Here is a 20225-nt window from a genome sequence, read left to right as displayed (position 1 = left end):
GCTTCGGACGGTCACCGGTCGCAGTCCGCCTCACGGCGGGCCACCGTGTAGCGGTCGCGTCCAGTGTAGTCCGGGTAGGTCTCGGCCTGTCTCAGACTGGCCGTGGACCCCAGCAGTTCCCGGACACCGGCACCCTGCTCCTCCCCGTGCTCCATGAGGAACAGACCGCCCGGTCGCAGCAGCGCTTCGGCCTCAGAGACGATGAGAGCGGGGATCTCGAGTCCGGTGCCTCCGCCGTAGAGTGCGGCACCGGGATCATGGTCGGCGACCTCGGGATCTCGCGGAACCGCATCATCGGGCACATAAGGAGGATTCGTCACCACGACGTCGGCGAGTCCGATCAGGTCGGGACGCATCCGTGCGATCGTCGTCGCATCTCCGTGGAGGAATTCGACGGTCGAATCGCCGAGGCGGGTCCGCGCGAGATTCGTCCGCGACCAGTCCAGCGCCGCAGCCTCGCGCTCGACGCCGAGGACGTCCACTCCCCCATGCTCGGTGGCCACGGCGAGGCCGATCGCTCCGGAGCCCGAACACAGATCGATGACGAACGGGCGTCCTGGTCTCCGGGCTGCGTTGAGTTCCTCGAGCGCCGCTCCGACGATGAGTTCGGTCTCCGGTCGGGGCACGAACACCCCGGGTCCCACTCGCAGCTCGAGGTGCCGGAAGAATGCGGTCCCGGTCAGATGCTGCAACGGTGTCCGCTGTCGCCGGCGTTCGCAGAGCCGAGCGAACTCCGAGGCGATGTCCGTCGGCACCGGGTCGTCGAACAGCCGCCGCCGACCCAAGGCCGCTCGGTCGATGCCCCAGGCATGGGCGAGCAGTGCCACGGCATCCGCTTCGGGCGTGGGCACTCCGGCTTCGGTGAGAAGTGTGATCGCACCGCACAGAAGTTCGGAGACGCGTGTGGTCCGGCGGGTGTCCAGTTCAGTCTCCCAGGGCATCGAGTCTCGCGGCTCTGTCGGCCTCGCGGCAGGAGCCGATGACCGGGTCGAGGTCGCCGGCCAGCACCTGGTCGAGGTTGTAGGCCTTGAAGCCGGTGCGATGGTCCGTGATCCGGTTCTCCGGGAAGTTGTACGTTCGGATGCGTTCGGAACGGTCGACGGTGCGCACCTGTGAGCGTCTGATGTCGGCGGCCTCGGCGGCGGCTTCCTCCGCCTGCTTGGCCAGGATCCGGGCGCGCAGCATGCGCATCGCGGCGTCCTTGTTCTGCAGCTGCGACTTCTCGTTCTGGCAGCTGGCCGTGATGCCTGTAGGCAGATGGGTGATCCGGACAGCGGAGTCCGTGGTGTTGACGGACTGTCCCCCGGGGCCCGATGACCGGTAGACGTCGATGCGCAGGTCGTGATCGTCCAGGTGGATCTCCTCCGGCGCGTCGACCTCGGGGAAGACGAGCACGCCGGCGGCGGAGGTGTGGATGCGACCTTGCGATTCGGTCACGGGCACGCGTTGAACCCGGTGCACGCCGCCTTCGAACTTCACCCAGCCGTAGGCCCCGTCGTCTTTGGCCTTCACTGCCATGGTGACGTCCTTGTAGCCGCCGAGGTCCGAGTGGGTGGCGTCGAGTATCTGACTCGACCAGCCGCGCGAATCGACCCAGCGCTGATACATGCGAAGCAGATCCCCCGCGAAGAGCGCCGATTCGTCACCGCCCTCACCGGCCTTGATCTCGATGATCGCGTCGCGGGCGTCATCAGGATCGCTGGGCACGAGAAGATCCTTGAGCTCGGCCTCGACATCCGCCATCTCCGCGGACAGACGCTTCGCCTCGGCGGTGAAGTCGGGATCGTCCTCGGCCAGCTCGAGGGCCGCGGAATGATCGGCCTCGAGCTGGGAGAAGCGACGGGCGGCAGCGGCGACCTTCTCGAGCTCCGCGTACCGCCTGGTCAGCTTCTTGGCCCGGCCGGCGTCAGCGTGGACCGCGGGATCGGAGAGCTCCTCCTGCACCCGCGCATGCTCATCGAGCAGTGCGCTGACGCTGGCCGAGAGGGTGTCGTCGGCCATCTCAGCTGTTGTCGGTCGAGGACTTCGGCAGGGGGGTGGTCTTCTGCACCTGCATGAGGAACTCGACGTTCGAACCTGTCTCCTTGAGCTTGGACATGAGCAGTTCGACGGCTTGCTGCTGTTCGAGACCGGACAGCAGCCGGCGCAGCTGCCACATGACCTTCGTCTCTTCGGCGGTCATGAGCATCTCTTCGCGGCGCGTGCTCGACGAGTTCACGTCGATGGCCGGGAAGATGCGCTTGTCCGCGAGCTGACGGCTCAGGCGCAGCTCCATGTTGCCAGTGCCCTTGAATTCCTCGAAGATGACTTCGTCCATCTTCGATCCGGTCTCCACCAGGGCCGTGGCGAGGATGGTCAGCGAGCCGCCGCCCTCGATGTTGCGGGCGGCACCGAAGAACTTCTTCGGCGGGTAGAGCGCATTGGCGTCGACGCCGCCGGAGAGGATGCGACCTGAGGCCGGCTGAGCGATGTTGTAGGCGCGCCCGAGTCGGGTGATGTTGTCGAGCAGCACAACTACGTCCGAGCCCATCTCGACAAGCCGCTTGGCGCGTTCGATCGCGAGTTCGGCGATCGTGGTGTGATCGTCGGCAGGACGGTCGAAGGTCGAAGCGATGACCTCGCCCTTGACTGCGCGCTGCATGTCCGTGACTTCCTCGGGACGTTCGTCGACGAGGACGACCATCAGATGGGCTTCCGGATTGTTCTCCGTGATCGCATTCGCGATCTGCTGCATGATCGTGGTCTTGCCCGCCTTCGGAGGCGCGACGATGAGACCGCGCTGGCCCTTGCCGATGGGCGTGATGAGATCGATGAGGCGGGTCGAGTGCAGCTTCGACGTCGTCTCGAGACGCAGACGCTCCTGGGGGTAGAGCGGCGTGAGCTTCGAGAACTCGACGCGGCTGCGCGCATCGTCGACGGTGAGACCGTTGACCGAGTCGAGCCGGACGAGGGCATCGAACTTCTCACGCTTGCTGTTGCGCTGTTCGTTCTCCCGCGGCTGACGGATCGCACCGGCGACGGCGTCACCCTTGCGCAGACCGTTCTTGCGCACCATGGAGGCCGAGACATAGACGTCATTGGGCCCCGAGAGATAACCCGAGGTGCGAAGGAAAGCGTAGTTGTCATGGACGTCGAGGATGCCGCCGACGGGGATGAGCACATCATCGTGACGGATGTCCGGCTCGTCGTTGCCGCGGCCACGGCGCTTGCGATCCCGACCGCGTCCACGACGGTTGCCGCGATCGTCATCGTCGCTGCCGCGATTGCGACGGTCGTTGCGGTTGTCCCGGTCGTTGCGGTGCCCGCGGTCGCCGCCGCGATCATTTCCGCCATTGCCTCGGTCGCTGCCGCCGCGATCGTTTCCGCCGCCGTTGCGGTCGCTGTTGTCGCGGTCATTGCCGCCGCGGCTCTTGTCGTGGCCGCTGCGATCATCATCGGTGCGATCGCTCTGTCGGCTGCGACGGTCGTTGTCACGTCCGCCGCGGCCATCGCGATCGGAACCGCGGCCCTGACGTCCTCTCTCGGAGGAGTCGTCCGATTCCTGTTCGCGGCTCTCGGTCTGCGACTCCGAGCCGCGCGAACGCGACCGGCTGCGACGCGAACGCTGACGGTCCTGGTCACCGTCAGCGTCCTCGGATGAGGAGCCGCCCGGCTGCTCGGCTGCGGACTCGGACTGAGCTGGAGCATCGGAACTCGGTTCGACGATGAGCGCCGGGGCGTCCTCGGACGCTGCTGCGGCGGCGCGACGTGAGGAACGACGATTCGTCGTCTCTTCCTTCTGCTCGCCCTGCTTCGGCTCGTCCTGCTTCTCCGCCGACTTCGATGCCTTGCCGCGCGATGCGTCGGCGGCGGGCTTCTTCTCGGCAGGGGCGGATTTCGCGGCCGCTTCTGCGGAGCCGCCCGAATGGCTGTTGATGGCGTCGATCAGTTCGCTCTTGCGAAGGCGACGGTAACCCTTGATTCCCAGGCCGGCGGCCATCTCCTGAAGCTGCGGCAGACGCAGAGCTGTGAGGCTGCCTGTGCGCGGCGTGGAATCGTGAGTGGTGGTTTCAGACACGAAGGTCCTTCTCCCTCTTTCGGCCGTGCGGCATGTGCCGTTTGCTCACGGCGACGGAAACACCATTGACGGTGCGTTGTGAAAGAAAACCTGCTAAAGAATGAGCAGGAGATGTTCCAGAATGTTTGACATCGGCGACGGACCCGTGAAGAACAGCGGGAAGCCGTGCACTGTCGGAACACCCACAGTCTACTTGCTCGGAGCCGATCTTGCGAATCGTTTCCTCAATTTTCTCGGCGCACCCGGTATCCCCCGAGGTCAATCGAGGTTCGCCTGGCGATCACGCCGTCGGGGACCGCGCTTGCGGGAACCGAGTCTGCGAGGACGAGAACTGTCGGCCCGGCTCCGGAGACGACGGCCGGCAGCCCCTGCGCACGCAGCCCGTCGACGAGGGCCATCGACTCCGGGTAGGCGCTGCGACGGAACTCCTGATGCAGGTTGTCTCGGGTGGCTTCGAACAGCATCGCGGGGTCGTTGACGAGCCCATGCACGAGCAGTCCCGAACGCGCCGAATTCTCTGCGGCCATCGTGTGATCGACGACGGCTGGGATGAGGCCGCGAGCGATATCGGTGTCCAGACGGACACCGGGGATCAGCACGGTGACCCCGTCGAGCGTGCGCACCGGCACCTGCCACGTCCGAGCCGGCGCCGACAGGGAGATGGTCAGACCGCCGAAGATCGCGGGGGCAGCGTTGTCGGGATGGCCCTCGAAGTCCGTGGCGATCTCCAGCATGCGCTCCCGTCCGAGCTGCGTACCCGTCGCACAGCGTCCGAGCTCGGCGGCCAGCCCGATCCCCGCCACGACCGCCGCGGCCGAGGAGCCCAGTCCCCGGGAATGCGGGATCCTGTTGACGCAGTCGAGTTCCAGCCGCCCGAACAGGCTCTTGTCTGCAGTGGGGAATTCGGCGGCGAGCACCTCGGCGATGACCCGCATGACCAGATGCGTGTGGTCCCGTGGCAGCGCATCAGCTCCCTCTCCCGACACCGTGACGCAGGAAGTCGTGTCGACGGGCCCGTCGTGGACCGTCAGGGTGAGCGTGTCGACGATGTCCAGGGCAAGGCCGAAGGCGTCGTATCCCGGTCCCAGATTCGCCGAGGTGGCCGGGACCTCGAGTCGCAGACGCACGCTCAGCTGTCCTCGAGGCCCAGGGCGCGAGCGGCGCTGACCGCGTCGACCGAGACCTGCTGGGTCTCGATCTCGGACCCGTCCTCGGTGTGCAGCGCCCAGGATGGGTCCTTGAGCCCGTGTCCCGTCACGGTCACGGCGATCGTCGCTCCGGCCGGAACCCTGCCGGCCTCGGCGGTCTTGAGCAGACCTGCCACCGAGGCGGCCGAACCCGGCTCGACGAAGATGCCCTCTTCGCGGGACAGGAACTTGTGCGCGCGAAGGATCTCATCGTCGGTGACGGAGTCGATGAGACCTCCGGAATCGTCACGGGCCGACTCCGCTCGGCTCCAGCTCGCCGGGTTGCCGATGCGGATCGCGGTCGCGATCGTGTCAGGCTCGTCGACCGGATGTCCGAGCACCAGGGGTGCGGCACCGGCGGCCTGGAATCCCCACATCTGCGGCACCTTCTTCGCGACTCCGAAGTCCCGATACTCGTTGTAGCCCTTCCAGTAGGCCGTGATGTTGCCGGCGTTGCCGACGGGCAGGACATGGATGTCCGGAGCATCGCCGAGCACGTCGACGACCTCGAACGCTGCGGTCTTCTGTCCCTCGATGCGGTCGGGGTTGACCGAGTTGACGAGGTGGACCGGGTAGGACTCCGAGAGTTTGCGGCACAGAGTCAGGCAGTCGTCGAAGTTGCCGTCGACCTCGAGCAGAGTCGCACCATGGGCGATCGCCTGGCTCATCTTGCCCGGAGCGATCTTGCCGGCGGGCACGAGAACGGCGCAGGTCAGTCCCGCCTTCGTGGCATAGGCCGCCGCCGAGGCCGAGGTGTTGCCGGTCGACGCGCAGATGACGGCTTTGGCCCCCTGAGCCGCGGCCTTCGTGATCGCCATCGTCATCCCGCGGTCCTTGAACGAGGCCGTCGGGTTGAGGCCCTCGTATTTCACCCACACCTGGGCGCCGGTGCGTTCGCTGAGCTTGTCCGCCTTGATCAGCGGTGTCCCGCCCTCGCCGAGTGTGACGGCCGGGGTGCTCGCGGAGATGTCGAGGAGACTCCGATACTCCTCGACGACGCCCTGCCACTGGTGTCTGGGGTAATTCATTCTCACTGTCCTTCTACGCGGATCACGGATTTGACGGCGTGGACGACGGACAGATCGATGAGACGATCGACCGTCCTCCTCAGAGTGGAGTCGGTATTCGAATGGGTGGCCAGCACCAGCTTGGCGTGCTGGACCCCCTGCGCGTCGATGTCGCCGACCGTCTGGCGCATGAGTTCGATCGACGCGCCTTCATCGGCGAAGACCTCGGAGACCGCTGCCAGGACACCGGGCCGGTCGACGACGTCGAGCGTGATGTGGTACCTGGTCGTGATCGAGTCGATGGGCAGGATGCGGGAGTCCTCGTGGAACGGCCGCTCGTACTGCCCACGCCCGCCGAGGACCTTGCGCCTGGCCACGGACACGATATCGCCGAGCACGGCAGAAGCAGTCGGGGCTCCCCCGGCGCCCTGCCCGTAGAACATCAGCTCTCCGGCCGCTTCGGCCTCGACGAAGACCGCGTTGAAGGCTCCTCGCACGGACGCCAGAGCATGGTTGCGGTCGAGCAGGGCGGGATAGACCCTGGCGGAGAGCCCCGCTCCGGTCGGCGAGGAGGTCACGCGTTCGCACACGGCCAGGAGCTTGATGACGAAACCCTGATCGCGCGCGGTCTCGACCATCTCAGCGGTGATGCCCTCGATGCCCTCGACATGGACGTCGTCGATCGACACCGGTGCGTGGAAGGCCAGGGACGAGAGTATCGCGGCTTTCGCGGCCGCATCGTGTCCGCCCACATCCGCAGTGGGATCCGCCTCTGCATAGCCGAGCTCCTGAGCCGTGGCCAGAGCACGGTCGAAGTCCCAGCCCTCGGAGTCCATCTGGTCGAGGATGTAGTTCGTGGTGCCGTTGACGATGCCGATGATGCGGTCGATCCGATCGCCGGCCAGCGAGTCACCGACGGGGCGGATGATCGGGATGGCACCGGCCACTGCCGCTTCGTGCTCGAGCCGGACTCCGGCGACGTCGGCGACGGACATGAGCTCGCCGTAGCTCGCGGCCAACAGGGCCTTGTTCGCCGTGACCACGGAGGATCCCTGCCGCAGCGCCGCGGTGATGAGCGATCTGGCGGGTTCGATCCCGCCCATGAGCTCGACGACGATATCGGCGCCGGAGATGGCCGCCTCGGCATCGGTCGTGAGCAGCTTCGGGTCGATTCCCGGGCGGGCCTTCGAGGCATCCCGCACGACGATTGCGCTGAGCTCCAGTGGCGCGCCGATGCGTTCGGCCAGGCCGTCGGCACGGTTCTGAATGCGTGCGGCGACCTCCGTGCCGACGACACCGCATCCGAGCATGGCAACCTTCAGTGCCTGCATATCCTCACCTTTTCCGCTGTTGTCGTTGACGTTCATCTGCCGCCCGGCTCTCCACCGGCCATCCCCGGATCGGTGGCGAACATCTGCGAGTGGTCCTCGGGCAGAACGATCCACTCAACTCTATCGGCATCGACCGCGAGCACTCCCGGTCGGGGCAGGTGGTTGTAGTTGCTGGCCAGGGGTCGGCAGTAGGCACCGGTGGAGGGGACGGCGACGAGGTCGCCGGCGGTGACATCGGCACCCAGGTACTCGTCCCGGACGATGATGTCCCCGGATTCGCAGTGCTTGCCCACGACCCGCACGATCGCCGGTTCGGCATTCGAGGCTCGATTGGCCAGCGTGCAGGAATAGTCCGCGTCGTAGAGCGCCGTGCGGATGTTGTCACTCATACCGCCGTCGACGGCGACATAGGTGCGGGTTCCGCTGTCGGTGCTCACCTGCTTGACGGTTCCGACCTCGTAGAGGGTGAACACGGACGGGGAGACGATGGCTCGTCCGGGTTCGATCGAGATCCGCGGCACGTTCGTCCCGAGACCTCGGCATTCCTTGGCCACCGCCGCGGCCAGCTCCTCCGCCATCTCCGCAACCGGGATCGGAGTGTCCTGCGTGGTGTAGCGGATGCCGAAGCCGCCGCCGAGGTCGACGTCGGGCAGATCCACACCGTGTTCGGCCATGATCTCCGCGCGGAAGGCCAGCACACGGGCTGCGGCGACCTGGAAGCCGGAGATGTCGAAGATCTGCGAGCCGATGTGCGAATGGAGCCCGTCGAGACGCAGATGAGCGGAGTCCGCGACCATCTCCGCGGCCCGGGCTGCGGTCCCGTCCGCCAGCGACAGCCCGAACTTCTGATCCTCGTGGGCAGTGGCGATGAAGTCGTGGGTGTGGGCTTCGACGCCCACGGTCACACGCAGCATGACCGGGGCGAGGACGCCCTTCGCCGCGGCGATCGCCTCGAGCCGCTCGACCTCGTCGAGGCTGTCGACGAAGATCCGCCCGATCCCGAAGTCGAGGGCGTATTCGAGTTCGGCGACGGACTTGTTGTTCCCGTGCAGCCCCACGCGTTCGCCGGGGACTCCGGCGGCCCGCGCCACCATCATCTCCCCCAGCGAACAGGTGTCGAGGCCGAGTCCTGCTTCGTGGACCCAGCGGGCCACAGCCGTGCACAGGAAGGCCTTGCCCGCGTAGTAGACATCGGCGCCGGCCAGTCCCTTCTCCGTCGAGAAGGCATTCGCGAACGTCGAGGCATAGGCCTGAGCACGGGATCTGAAGTCGGCCACGTCCATGACGAGGGTGGGCGTGCCGTAGTCGGCGGCCAGATCGGTCACGGAGTGTCCGGCGATGGTGAGCACCCCTTCGTCGGTCTTCGCGACGTTGTCCGACCACAGGCTCGGCAGCAGCGCGTTGACGTCATCAGGGTAGGGCAGCCACACCGGGGCCGGCGTCGCATGCAGCGTCCCTGCGATATGTGCGGGCATCAGATCCTCTCCGGCGCCGCAGCGCCCAGTTGTCGAAGTCCTGCGGCGAGGACGATGATGGCGGCTCGGACGAGGACGAGCCGGGCTGAATGCCTCGCAGTGATGTCCTCATCGATCGTCGGTGTCACCGCACAGCGGCTCAGCCACTCCTCGACCGCATCGGCCACATCGCTCAGCCCTGTGACCAGCGGTGCGTCGCGCCGGAGGCGTCGCGAACGGTCGACGGCTCCCGGAAGCGCCGCCAGCGCATTGAGCAATCGAGCCTCACTGGGGTGGTCGAGCGTCGAGGAGTCGGCCTCGTCGGTCGTGATTCCGGCGGCCCGCGCGCGCCGCCGTTCTCTGCAGGCAGCGGCATGGCGAAGCTGGAGAGCGCCGATCACATTCGGATCGACGGCAGCGTCCGACCATGGACCCGAGCCGGCGTTCGACCAGGGGCCGCGGGGTGGCTGCAGAGCGCAGGCGGCGTCGATGGCTGCCCGGGCACGAGCGGTCGGCGTGAGGCTGATGTTGACGAAGCCGGGACCGGCGGTGTCGGCGGCAGCGACCTCGGGAAGAGTCAGCAGGTGGTCGCAGATGTGTTCGGCGAGCGCCTTTCGCCCGGACGGGTGAGCGGCGGCTCGCAGCGCCGCAGTCGTCGACCAGTCCCCGTTCTCCGGGCGACGAGGCGCGACGACGTCGATCGGCCCATCGGCGGCTCCCGGTGCCACGAGACCGGATTCGGCCAGCGTCAATGCGCGCGCGAGTGCGGTCTGCAGATCTTCCGGGGTCACCCGAACAGAGTACTCGGAGGCCCCACGCGAGGACGAATCTGACGTCATCTTCGCTCTCATGACGAGACGACGCACCTCACCGCCCGCTGCGATCAGATCGCGCCGGGGCGGCAGGCGGCATGGCTGACGAGGAATTTGACCGCCACCGAAGCGAGCACCACCGCGAAAGCCGGCCACATGCTCTCGAAGCTCTGGATGAGGAATGCGAAGACCAGCGGGCCCGTCGCTGCGAGAAGATAGCCTCCGCCTTGGACGAACCCCGACAGCGCCGCCGCCGAATCCGCGTCCCGGGCGCGCAGGGTGATGAGGGTGAGCGCCAGCGGGAAGGTCGAGATCCCGACGCCCAGCAGAACGGTCCACAGCACCGGAGCCGCGGTCGGCAGCAGCCAGAGCCCGATGTAGCCCACGGCCAGGCTGAGGCAGAATCCGACGACGATGAGGTAGGCCGAGGTCAGCTTCTGCGCCAGGGCCGGGAGGATGAAGCCGAGGACGAGGGGTATCGCGGTGACCAGGGCGAGCATGGCACCGGCGAAGGCCGCGTCGAATCCGGATCGTGTCAGCAGCGTCGGCAGCCAGGTGAAGAGGATGAAGTTGTTGAACGAGGTCAGTCCCGTCATCGTCATCAGCGCCCAGGCGCGTCGGCTGCGCATCAGTCTCGCCAGTTCGCTGCCGCCGACGACGGCGGCGGCCACCTCGGCGGAGGGCGCGGGCCGCAGCAGCCGGATGGCGATCCACACGCAGACCCCGCAGGCGGCGAACCCTGCCCACACGAGCAGGGAGCCGCGCCAGCCGAACCCTGTGGCCAGGGGTACCGCCACGAGAGGCGGAATGAAGGTCCCGAATTGGAGCAGACCGACGTGGACGGTCGACATCAGTGCTACCCGGTCGGGGAAGTACGACTTCACCAATGGCGGAAGGACGACGTTGCCGATGCCCATCCCCAGCAGCGCGAGCACGCTGAGGGCGAGGAACACAGGTGGGGAGTCTATGACGGCCCGGGCCCCGAGTCCGATGGTGACCATCGCCATCGCCGCCAGAGCGAGACCCAGATCGGTGAAGCGCGAGTAGAGCCGTGGGGTGAGAAAGCCGCTGAGGCCGTAGAGCAGCGGAGGGAGCATGCCGATGATGGCCAGGAACGCCGCACTCAGATGGATCTCCTCGCCCATGACGTCGAGCAGCGGCGAGAGACCGGTGACCCCCGGGCGCAGATTGAATGCGGCGACGACGATCCCGACGACGATCAGAATGCGTGTCCGCGCAGAGTTCATGCCCTCTTTCCTATCAAACGCGCTCGGCCGGATTGCCGACCGGGGTCGAGCTGAGGGCCTCGACGCGACGCGACCGGGGAATCATCTCAATAGTCGAGTTTGAGCCCCTCCACGGGCGAGAGTCGAGCGGCCCGACGGGCCGGGGCCAGTGCCGAGAGGATGCCCGCGAGGATCGCGACGGCGAGGATGCCGAGGAAGGAAGGCACTGAGAAGTCGACGATGAGATCGGTGGAGTACTCATAGGTGAGCAGCCGCGTGCCGACGATGCCCAGAGCGCTGCCCAGGACGATGCCCAGGAGTGCGGCCACCGAGGAGATGAGCACTGCTTCCAGGGCCAGCAGCGCGCGCAGCTGCGCGATGCTCAGTCCCAGTGCACGCATGAGTGCGTTCTCCCGCCTGCGTTCGATGACCGAGAGGCTCACGGTGTTCGAGACGCCGATGAGCGCAATGAGGACGGAGACGAGGAGCAGCGCCACAGCTCCGGCGAGCATGACGTCGATGAAATCGGAATAGGCGCCGCGGGCGACGGCGGAACCGCCGACCTCGCCGCTGGGCACGTCGAGAGCCTCGGCGACGGACTGCTGGATCCGGCTGATCTCATCGACATCGACGTCCTCGTCGAGGCGCACGAGCACCGCGGTCGACGTCGCCGACACCCCGATGCTGTTGCCCACCTCGGGAGTGGTGAAGAACGCCAGACTGGACAGGCCTTCCTTGTGCACGGGAACGTTCATCTCGTTGAGCCCTCTGATCCGCACCGTCGAGTCGGGGTAGTCCTCGGGCACCACCACCCGGCCGGTCACCAGATCTGCGGCAGAGTCACCGAGGACCGTCGAAGCGGTTTCGGGATCGATGACATAGATCTCCGGGCGGGAGTCTTTGTAGTCCTCGACCGCCTCGGCGCGGTGAGCGGAGACCGCGTGGGCGACTCCGGGGATCTCCCGCACCTCCTCGAGCGAATCATCGGCGACGAGGCCGGACAGCGGCACTGAGATATCGACCGGATAGCGCTGGTCGAGGCCGTGGCCCAGCGTCGCCTTCGTCGACATCCCGCCGACGAGGATGGTCGCGACGAGCGTGACGCCGATGACCAACGCCGTCGCGGTGGTCGCCGTCCGCCGCGGATTGCGCAGGGTGTTCAGCGTGGCCAGCTGACCCGGCATCCCCCAGGGGCTGATCAGCACTTCGCCGATCCACCCGACGAGCGGCGGGATGATCCGCACAGAGCTGATGACGAGTCCGGTGACGATGAGTCCCCCGCCGAGGGCACCGCCGATGATCCACGCCTGTGCCGCCGACACCGCGTAGAGGGAGACGATGACGAGCACGGCGCCGACGACGAGGCAGCCGATGCCGATGAGCTGACGGGGACGGTTCCGCGTGGACGGAGCGAAGGAGACATCGAAGGGCTGGAGTGCTTCGAGAGGTGTCACGGCGATGGCGCTGCGGGCGGGGCGGATCGTGGCCAGAATCGTCAGCAGTGCTCCGACGGCGACACCGGTGATCAGAGCCGAGACGGGAACGGTGAGGGTGTCGTAGGGAAATTCCTCGGGCCAGTAGCGCACGGCCGCCAGCATCAGCGCGTGGCTGACGCCGACGCCGGCGAGGACGCCGAGGATCGATCCGAGCAGACCGACGACGAGGCCTTCGGCGACGACGGAGCCGTACATCTGCCCGCGGGACGCGCCGAGGCAGCGCAGCAGGGCGAGTTCACGACGGCGCCCGGCCACGATGACCGAGAAGGTGTTGGAGACGACCAGGATCGCCACGACGACCGAGATGCCGGCGAAGACGAGCAGCAGCGCGGTGATCACGGCATTGCCTCCGGACAGGCGATCGGTCTTCACCTCGACGGCATCGCCGACGGTGAGCGCCTCGAGGCTGCCGTCCAGCTGAGAGGATCCGATGACCGACTGCAGCTTCGACCGCACCCTTTCGGCGTCGGCACCCTCGTCGAGTGCGATCTGGATCGCGATGACGTCGCCCTGCTGCGCGAAGTACTCCTGGTAGCCGGAGGCGGTCGTCAGGGCGCGATTGGCTCCGGGCAGGGCCGGGTCCTCCCCCATCTGTGCGAGACCGACGACTGTGAAGGTGACGCTGTTGTGACTCGGTCCGCGGTAGACGGGCATATCCTCCTCGCCGGTCTCCACGGGGACGGAATCGACGGTGAAGCGGATCTCGTCGCCGATCCCGACGCCGAGGCTCTTCGCCGTGCGCGTGTCGAGCACGAGGTCGGTGGTCGATTGCGGGCGTTCGCCTGAAACGATGTCGAAGGCGTCCAGCCCTGCATCAGCCGGGACCGGGGACAGGGCGAACGAGCTCTCGGAGAAGGCGGAACCCCGCCCGGCGGTCAGCGTCCGTGCCGACAGCGAGGCGGAACGGACTCCCTCGGTCTCGGCCAGGGGGCCGAGCAGCGGCGCGACCTCGTCTCCGCCGACGAACACGTCCTTGTCGGGGATGACCGTGAGGTCGGCCTGCGAGAACGAACGACCGACGGCGTCCTCGAGGCTGTTCTGCAGGGAGGAGTTGATGATGAGGGTCGTCGCCACGAAGCCCGCCGCCAGAGCGATTCCGAGACCGATCGCGAGGAAGCGGGCCCAGTGGATCCGGATCTGCGCCAGAGCGACAGCGATCACAAGGAGCTCAGTTCGCTCAGGGCCGTGACCACACTCTCCCGGGTGGGCTGCCGGACCTCTCCGGTGGCCCGTCCGTCCTTGAGGAGGACGACCCGGTGGGCATGGGAGGCCGCTACCGGATCGTGGGTGACCATGATGATCGTCTGGCCGTACAGGCTCGTAGCGCGACCGAGCAGTGAGAGCACCTCGGCACCGGCATGGGAGTCGAGATTGCCGGTGGGCTCATCGGCGAAGATGACATCGGGCCTGGTCAGCAGAGCGCGTGCTACGGCCACACGCTGCTGCTGGCCGCCGGAGAGTTCGTGCGGTCGGTGCTGCAGTCGGTCGCCGAGTTCGAGGCGTTCGACGACCTCGGCCTTCCACTCGCGGTCGATCCGCTTCCGAGCCAGCGACACGGGCAGCTCGATGTTCTGCTCGGCGCTGAGCGTCGGGACGAGATTGAACGCCTGGAAGATGAATCCGACTCGGTCACGACGCAGCTGGGTCAGCTGCCGATCGTTGAGACGGGTGATGTCCTTCCCGCGCATGACGATCGATCCCGAGTCGACTCGGTCGAGACCGGCGAGCACATGCATGAAGGTCGACTTCCCTGAGCCGGAGGGCCCCATGATGGCGGTGAAGCGACCCGATTCGAAGTCGACGCTGATGTCATCGAGTGCGTCGACGGCGGTCTCGCCGCGGCCGAAGCTCTTGCGCAGGCTCTGCGCCCGGAGGACGATATCGGGCTCGCTCACTGTGGCGCCGGCTGAGACCGCATCGGCGTTCGCGGCCGCACGGCCGGTCGCATCGGACGGTTTCGACATCAAAGGGCCTCATATCGCAGTTCGGGATTCCTCTCCGACTACCTTAGATGCTGCCCGAGCCGTCGACCACTCGGAACGGAAATGCAGAACCGCCCACCTCAGCTGGTGAGATGGACGGTGCCATGGTGCCCGCGACAGGATTCGAACCTACGACCTTCTGCTCCGGAGGCAGACGCTCTATCCACTGAGCTACGCGGGCAACGGATGCAATGCTATCACCGATGCACGGCACCTCCCAAAACGACGCCGCGTGCAATCGGATGTCGATTGCACGCGGCGTCGGCGCTGCGAAGCAGCATCGGATACGGAGCTCAGGCGCCCTTCATGTCCTTGCGGCCGGGAACGTATTCCCAGTGCCAGAGTTCGTAGGAGTTGCGCTTGGCCCAGTCCGGGTTCTCCCAGCCGTACTTCTTCGCGTTCGCGACCAGCCAGTCGTACTGCTCGCCGGTGCCGCTCGAGGTTCCGGCTCCGAGATCGAGTGCCAGCCCCCAACCGTGGTTCGAGGTTCCGGGTCGTGCGGCGAAGCCCGGTTTGCGGGCGGCCACGGAGACCTGTGATTCCAGCGACCGGTAGGAATCGGTGACCGCAAGCTCCTTCCCGGTGTCCTTCTTGAAGGCGGCGTTCATCTTCGCGAAGGAGACCGCGGCATCGGTGCGCAGCTTGTGGTTGCCGACTCCGATCTTGCACAGCCACTCGTCGGGAAGCTCGCCGTTGCTGGCGTCGCCCTTCGGCGCCTCGCCCTCGCAGCCGGGCAGCACGGTCTTCGTGATCGCGCGCGATGCGGCTTCGACCTTGGTCTGCTTGGCACTCGGTGCGCCGATCGTCGTCGACGTCTTGTCGTCCTCGTCGACCTTGATGTCGGCGGAGACGGATTCGGCGTTGATCGCCCGCGGCTGCGCCTGAGCAGCGGAGTCGTCGACCTTCACTTCCTGGTTGCCGCTGAGGTTGCCGGCGACCATCACCGCTGCGATGGCGGTGCCCGTGACCGAGACGGTCGCCAGGGCGGAGAAGGTCGTGACCTGACGCCGACGGACCGAGCGCAGCAGCGAACCGTCGGAACCGCGGCTGCCGAGCTCGGCGGCAGCCAGCGTCGAGGTGCGTCCAGCCGGAGTCATCACCTGGGACTGCCCCTGTGCGGCCTCCTTGGCCATAGCGGCCCGGCGCGGCGAACCGGCAGCGGCACGTGCCTCGGCGGCCATGGCGGCGCGGCGCGGGGACAGCGTGGCGGAGAGGTCGGTTTCAGGCACGCGCGACGACGGTGTCGCGGGCGTTCTGGAGAAGATCGTCGAAATCGGCGACGAGGCGTGCTGCTTGCGCAGATCGCGGCGGCGGACCTGCGGCGCCTCGGCGGTCGAGAGCTCACTCGACATAGTGCTCCATACTGTCGGCTGTGGTTGTACATGACTGCGGCTGTGCGCTGGAGACCCGGATCCGGGCGTCCGAAAAGCTTATGTCACAACACTATAACGACCTCGTTACCGAATGTCACTTTTCGTTCATACACCGTGTGTGACCTGGTCATTCGAAGTCTCGAACGGTCACGAACAACTACAGGCGACCTATCGCGCGACCACGATGGAGCCCGGTTCGTTACCATCCGTTACAAACGGGTGTGCGGGCGGTGATCGTCGGCGACAAGCTCGACGATCACCGCCCGGCGACCTCAGCGGCGAAAGTCGAAACGTCCTCGCTGCATGGCGTCCTGGACCTCGCCGACGAGCTCCTCGAGCACGTCCTCGAGGAAGAGCAGACCGAGCACGTGCGCCTGCGCGTCGATGACCCGGGCCACGTGGATCCCGACCTTCTGCATCTGCGCCAGCGCCTCTTCGATCTCGTCATCGGCGGTGACCGTGAACAGCGGTCGGAACCGCTTGCTCGGAACGGGTGCGCCGAAGGCGTCATCGGTGTCGGCGTACAGGACGTCCTTGATGTGGAGGTAGTGCTGGGGATATCCGTCCTCGCCGACGACGAAGTACCTCGAGAAGCCGGTCTTGCCGACCAGGGTCACAAGTTCGTTCGGCGTCACCTTGTCAGAGATCGCGACGAGCTCGGACATCGGGACCATGATGTCGGCGGCGGTCTTGTCGCTGAACTCCAGGGCCCCCTTGAGCAGGCCCGTATCGTCGCTGAGGAGGCCTTCGCGCTTCGACTCGGCCACGATCGATTCGACCTGCTCGATCGTGTACGCCTCGTTCACCTCGTCACGGGCCTCGATCTTGAACAGATGGAGGATCCCGTTGGCCAGACCGTTGAGCGGCCGGATGACGAAGCCGAAGACGCGGGCGAGGAAGACCAGAGGCGTGGCCAGCAGCATCACTGCCTGGCCGGAAGCCGCCAGGGCGAGGTTCTTGGGCACCATCTCGCCGATGACCACGTGCAGGTAGGTGACCACCCCCAACGCGAGAATGAAGGAGATCGTCGAGGACAGCCCGGCGGGGATGCCGAGTCCCTCGAGCGGACCGGCGAGCAGATGGTGGATGGCCGGTTCGGCCACATTGCCCAGCAGCAGTGAGCACACGGTGATGCCGAGCTGGCAGATCGCCAGCATCACAGAGACGTGCTCCATCGCGTAGAGAGCGGTCTTCGCGGCAGCAGAGCCCTCGGCCGCACGGGGTTCGATCTGCGAGCGTTTGGCCGCGACCACGGCGAATTCCGCGGCGACGAAGAACGAGTTGCCCAGCAGGAGCACGACCAACCAGATCAATCCGAACCAATCGGTGCTCACAGGCTCTCACCTCCTGCTTCGACGGCGCCCGCATCGGTGGAGCGCAGCACCACCCGCAGGCGTTCGATCCGTCGCCCGTGCATCCGCTCCACGCGAATGAGCGCCTCATCGGTGCGCACTTGGTCACCGGGCTCCGGAATCCGGCCGAGCTCTTTGAGCACGAACCCGGCCAAGGTCTCGTAATCGGAGTCCTCCGGGATGGTGATGCCCATCGTCGACGAGATCTCGTCGGGTCGCAGCTGTCCCGGCACGATCCAGGAACCGTCGCGCGCCGGCCGCGCAGCAACCCGCATCCGGTCGTGCTCGTCCGCGACCTCGCCGACGAGTTCCTCGACGACGTCTTCGAGGGTGACCACTCCGGCGGTGCCGCCGAATTCGTCGACGACCACGGCCATCTGGAGGCCGGTGGCCCGCAGCTCCATGAGCAGCGGGTCGAGCCTCTGCGTCTCCGGGATCTCGGTGACTTCGGTCATGAGACCGCCCGCATAGGCGTCGTCGCGGTTCGCCGGCGGCACCGCGAACGCCTGTTTGACGTGGACGACGCCCACGATGTGGTCCTTGTCCTCGCCGGCGACGGGAAAGCGGGAGAAGCCGGTCTCCCGGGCCTGTTCGATGATCTGGCGTGCCGTCGTGTCCTTGGCCACCGTCGACATGCGTGTGCGCGGAGTCATCACATCTTCGGCGGTCCGCTCGGAGAAGCTCAGCGTGCGCTCGAGCAGATCGGCTGTCTGCTCGTCGAGCACGCCCTCCTCGGCGGAGTGCCTCACGAGCGAGGTCAGCTCCTCCGGAGACCGACCGACCGAGCCCTCCTCCTGCGGTTCGACGCCCATCGACAGCAGGATCTTGTTGGCCGTGCCGTTGAGCACGGCGATGACCGGCTTGAAGACGATCGAGAACACATACTGGATCGGGGCGGCGATCCGTCCGGTGGCCAGCGGCACCGCGATCGCGAGGTTCTTCGGCACGAGCTCACCGAAGATCATCGACCCCACTGTGGAGATGATGAGGGCGATGGTCAGTGCCAGCGGAGCGGCGAGTCCGGGGCCGGCTCCCCAGTCCTCGAACACAGGAGCCAGCAGCTTGCCCAGGGACGGCTCCATGAGATAGCCCGTGAGCAGCGTCGTGATCGTGATGCCCACCTGCGCCGCCGACAGCTGGGTGGACAGGTGGGTCATCGACCGGCGCAGCGTCTTCGCCCCGACGACTCCGGCGTCGACGGCTTTGTCGGCAGTGTGGCGATCGAGGGTGAGCAATGAGAACTCGGCCGCGACGAACACGCCCGTACCGAGGATGAGGAACAGAGCGAGAGCGAGGAACAGCCATTCCATCAGCGACGATCCCCGCCGTTCGCGGTAGGCAGATCTGCAGGAGTGAGGAGACGGACCCTCGCGGGATGAGGGTCGTCGTCAGGGGCGCCGGCTTCCCGCCGGCCGGGACTGTCACTGTGCATGGAGAGATCTTACCAACTTCCGGACAGCGGCCTGCCCTCTTCGTAACCGGCAGCGCTCTGCACGCCGACCGCGGCCAACTGCGCGAATTCCTCGAGATTCCGGGCCCCGGCGTACGTGAAGGAGCTGCGCACACCCGAGGTGATCCCATCGAGCAGGTCCTCGACCCCAGGAGATTCAGGGTCGATGTACATGGTCGACGAAGAGATGCCCTCTTCGAACAGTCCCTTCCGAGCCCGGGAGAATGCCGACTCCGTACGGGTTCGATTGGCCACCGCACGCGCAGAGGCCATGCCGAAGCTCTCCTTGTATTTCCGCCCCTCGCCGTCGACGAGGAGGTCACCGGGCGATTCGTGGGTGCCGGCGAACCAGGAGCCGACCATGACCTGCGAAGCGCCGGCCGCGAGTGCCAGGGCGACGTCGCGGGGGTAGCGGACTCCCCCGTCGGCCCAGACATGGGCCCCGAGCCCACGGGCGGCCTCGGCGCATTCGAGCACAGCGGAGAACTGCGGGCGTCCGACCGCTGTCATCATCCTCGTCGTGCACATCGCTCCGGGGCCCACCCCGACCTTGACGATCTGCGCACCGGCCGAAACGAGATCCCGCACGCCTTCGGCGGTGACGACGTTGCCGGCCACGATCGGCACGCCGAGGTCGGCATCGGCGATCGCGGAGAGCACATCGAGCATCTTCACCTGGTGCCCGTGGGCTGTGTCGACGACGAGGGCATCGGCACCGGCCTCGACCAGCGCGGTGGCCCGCTCGACCGCCGCGCCGTTGACACCGATGGCCACGGCGATCTTGAGCCGGTCGTGCTCGTCGACGTTCGGAGCGTAGATCGACGAGCGCAGCAGGGACTTCGGCGTCAGACCGCCGAGCACGGTATTGCCGTCGTCGACGACCGCGGCGAATTCCGCGCGGGATTCGGTCATGGACTCGAAGAGGGATTCGAGCTGCGCATCATCGGCCCAGTCGATCTCTGAGGCGCGGATGATGTGCGGTGAGGTGTCGAGGAGCTCGGAGACCGAGGTGAAGCGATCGACGTCGCGCAGACCCGCCGCATCGATGATGCCCTCGAGTCGTCCGGCGGCATCGACGACGACTCCGAAGCCGTGGGGGCGCTTCGCCAGCACGTGCAGCGCGTTGAGCACCGTGTCCTCCGGCGCGAAGCGCAGAGCGGACTCGAAGATCCGATCGCGGCTCTTGACCCAGGTGATGGTGTCCCGGGCCGCGGTCAGCGGGATGTCCTGGGGAAGCACCGCCAGTCCGCCTCGGCGAGCCATTGTCTCGGCCATCCGCCGCCCCGAGACGGCGGTCATGTTCGCGGCCACGAGAGGAGTCGTCGACCCCGTCGGATCGGTCGTTGCGAGGTCGACGTCGAAGCGGGAGGTCAGCGACGATGAGTTCGGGACGAGGAACACATCGGAGTAGGTCAGATCACTGTTCGGGTCATTTGAGATGAAACGCATAACACTATTGTCCCTTATGTGCACATTGCGGGGCACATCGCGTTAGGCT

General features: G+C 66.8%; 15 protein-coding genes and 1 tRNA gene. All 16 read right to left on the bottom strand.

The genetic code is table 11. The features are described 5' to 3' along the window. Positions 1-11: 11 nt before the first annotated feature. Positions 12-941, bottom strand: coding sequence for a peptide chain release factor N(5)-glutamine methyltransferase (prmC, locus tag IIE29_RS10005; protein WP_209325099.1), 930 nt, complete (start codon positions 939-941; stop codon positions 12-14). Further along, positions 925-2001: a peptide chain release factor 1 gene (gene prfA / locus IIE29_RS10000; RefSeq protein WP_209325098.1), complete on the bottom strand. Its 1077-nt coding sequence runs from the start codon at positions 1999-2001 to the stop codon at positions 925-927. Before prfA ends, prmC begins: the two co-directional genes overlap by 17 nt. Before the next feature lies 1 nt (position 2002). Then, positions 2003-4057 carry a transcription termination factor Rho gene (gene rho, locus IIE29_RS09995; RefSeq protein ID WP_209325097.1) on the bottom strand — a complete coding sequence of 685 codons (2055 nt, stop codon included), beginning with the start codon at positions 4055-4057 and terminating at the stop codon, positions 2003-2005. Between the two features lie 224 nt (positions 4058-4281). Further along, positions 4282-5184 carry a homoserine kinase gene (thrB, locus tag IIE29_RS09990; protein ID WP_343071865.1) on the bottom strand — a complete coding sequence of 301 codons (903 nt, stop codon included), beginning with the start codon at positions 5182-5184 and terminating at the stop codon, positions 4282-4284. A gap of 2 nt (positions 5185-5186) precedes the next feature. Beyond that, positions 5187-6272 (bottom strand): threonine synthase, encoded by a 1086-nt coding sequence (gene thrC / locus IIE29_RS09985; protein ID WP_209325096.1) that lies wholly within the window; start codon positions 6270-6272, stop codon positions 5187-5189. A gap of 2 nt (positions 6273-6274) precedes the next feature. Next, complete coding sequence (locus IIE29_RS09980; protein WP_209325095.1) at positions 6275-7582, bottom strand: homoserine dehydrogenase; 1308 nt, start codon at positions 7580-7582, stop codon at positions 6275-6277. A 32-nt stretch (positions 7583-7614) separates the two neighbouring features. Then, the gene (gene lysA, locus IIE29_RS09975) at positions 7615-9057 is read right to left on the bottom strand and encodes a diaminopimelate decarboxylase (RefSeq protein WP_209325094.1); all 1443 of its coding nucleotides are present in this window, start codon (positions 9055-9057) and stop codon (positions 7615-7617) included. Next, entirely contained in the window at positions 9057-9827 is a 771-nt protein-coding gene (locus IIE29_RS09970) for a DALR anticodon-binding domain-containing protein (RefSeq protein WP_209325093.1), read from the bottom strand. The genes lysA and IIE29_RS09970 overlap by 1 nt, the downstream gene beginning before the upstream one ends. A gap of 92 nt (positions 9828-9919) precedes the next feature. Then, entirely contained in the window at positions 9920-11095 is a 1176-nt protein-coding gene (locus IIE29_RS09965) for an MFS transporter (protein ID WP_209325092.1), read from the bottom strand. Positions 11096-11181: 86 nt separating this feature from the next. Further along, positions 11182-13731 (bottom strand): ABC transporter permease, encoded by a 2550-nt coding sequence (locus IIE29_RS09960; RefSeq protein ID WP_209325091.1) that lies wholly within the window; start codon positions 13729-13731, stop codon positions 11182-11184. Further along, positions 13728-14534, bottom strand: a complete 807-nt coding sequence (locus IIE29_RS09955) for an ABC transporter ATP-binding protein (protein ID WP_209325090.1) — start codon at positions 14532-14534, stop codon at positions 13728-13730. The genes IIE29_RS09960 and IIE29_RS09955 overlap by 4 nt, the downstream gene beginning before the upstream one ends. A 123-nt stretch (positions 14535-14657) precedes the next feature. After that, positions 14658-14733: transfer RNA gene (locus tag IIE29_RS09950), tRNA-Arg, on the bottom strand. Positions 14734-14845: 112 nt separating this feature from the next. Next, a complete protein-coding gene (locus tag IIE29_RS09945) occupies positions 14846-15904 on the bottom strand; it encodes a M15 family metallopeptidase (protein ID WP_209325089.1) in 1059 nt (352 codons plus the stop codon). 293 nt (positions 15905-16197) lie between these two features. Beyond that, the gene (locus tag IIE29_RS09940; RefSeq protein WP_209325088.1) at positions 16198-17259 is read right to left on the bottom strand and encodes a hemolysin family protein; all 1062 of its coding nucleotides are present in this window, start codon (positions 17257-17259) and stop codon (positions 16198-16200) included. Then, on the bottom strand, positions 17256-18587 hold the full coding sequence (locus tag IIE29_RS09935) for a hemolysin family protein (RefSeq protein ID WP_209325087.1): 1332 nt from the start codon (positions 18585-18587) through the stop codon (positions 17256-17258). The genes IIE29_RS09940 and IIE29_RS09935 overlap by 4 nt, the downstream gene beginning before the upstream one ends. Before the next feature lie 131 nt (positions 18588-18718). Next, positions 18719-20176, bottom strand: a complete 1458-nt coding sequence (guaB1, locus tag IIE29_RS09930; RefSeq protein WP_209325086.1) for a GMP reductase — start codon at positions 20174-20176, stop codon at positions 18719-18721. Positions 20177-20225: the final 49 nt, after the last annotated feature.

Origin of the sequence: Brevibacterium renqingii, from assembly GCF_017808095.1 — a bacterium.
GTDB lineage: Bacteria > Actinomycetota > Actinomycetes > Actinomycetales > Brevibacteriaceae > Brevibacterium > Brevibacterium renqingii.
Note: the sequence above shows the minus strand (reverse complement) of the source record. Positions and strands in the feature narration are given on the sequence as shown.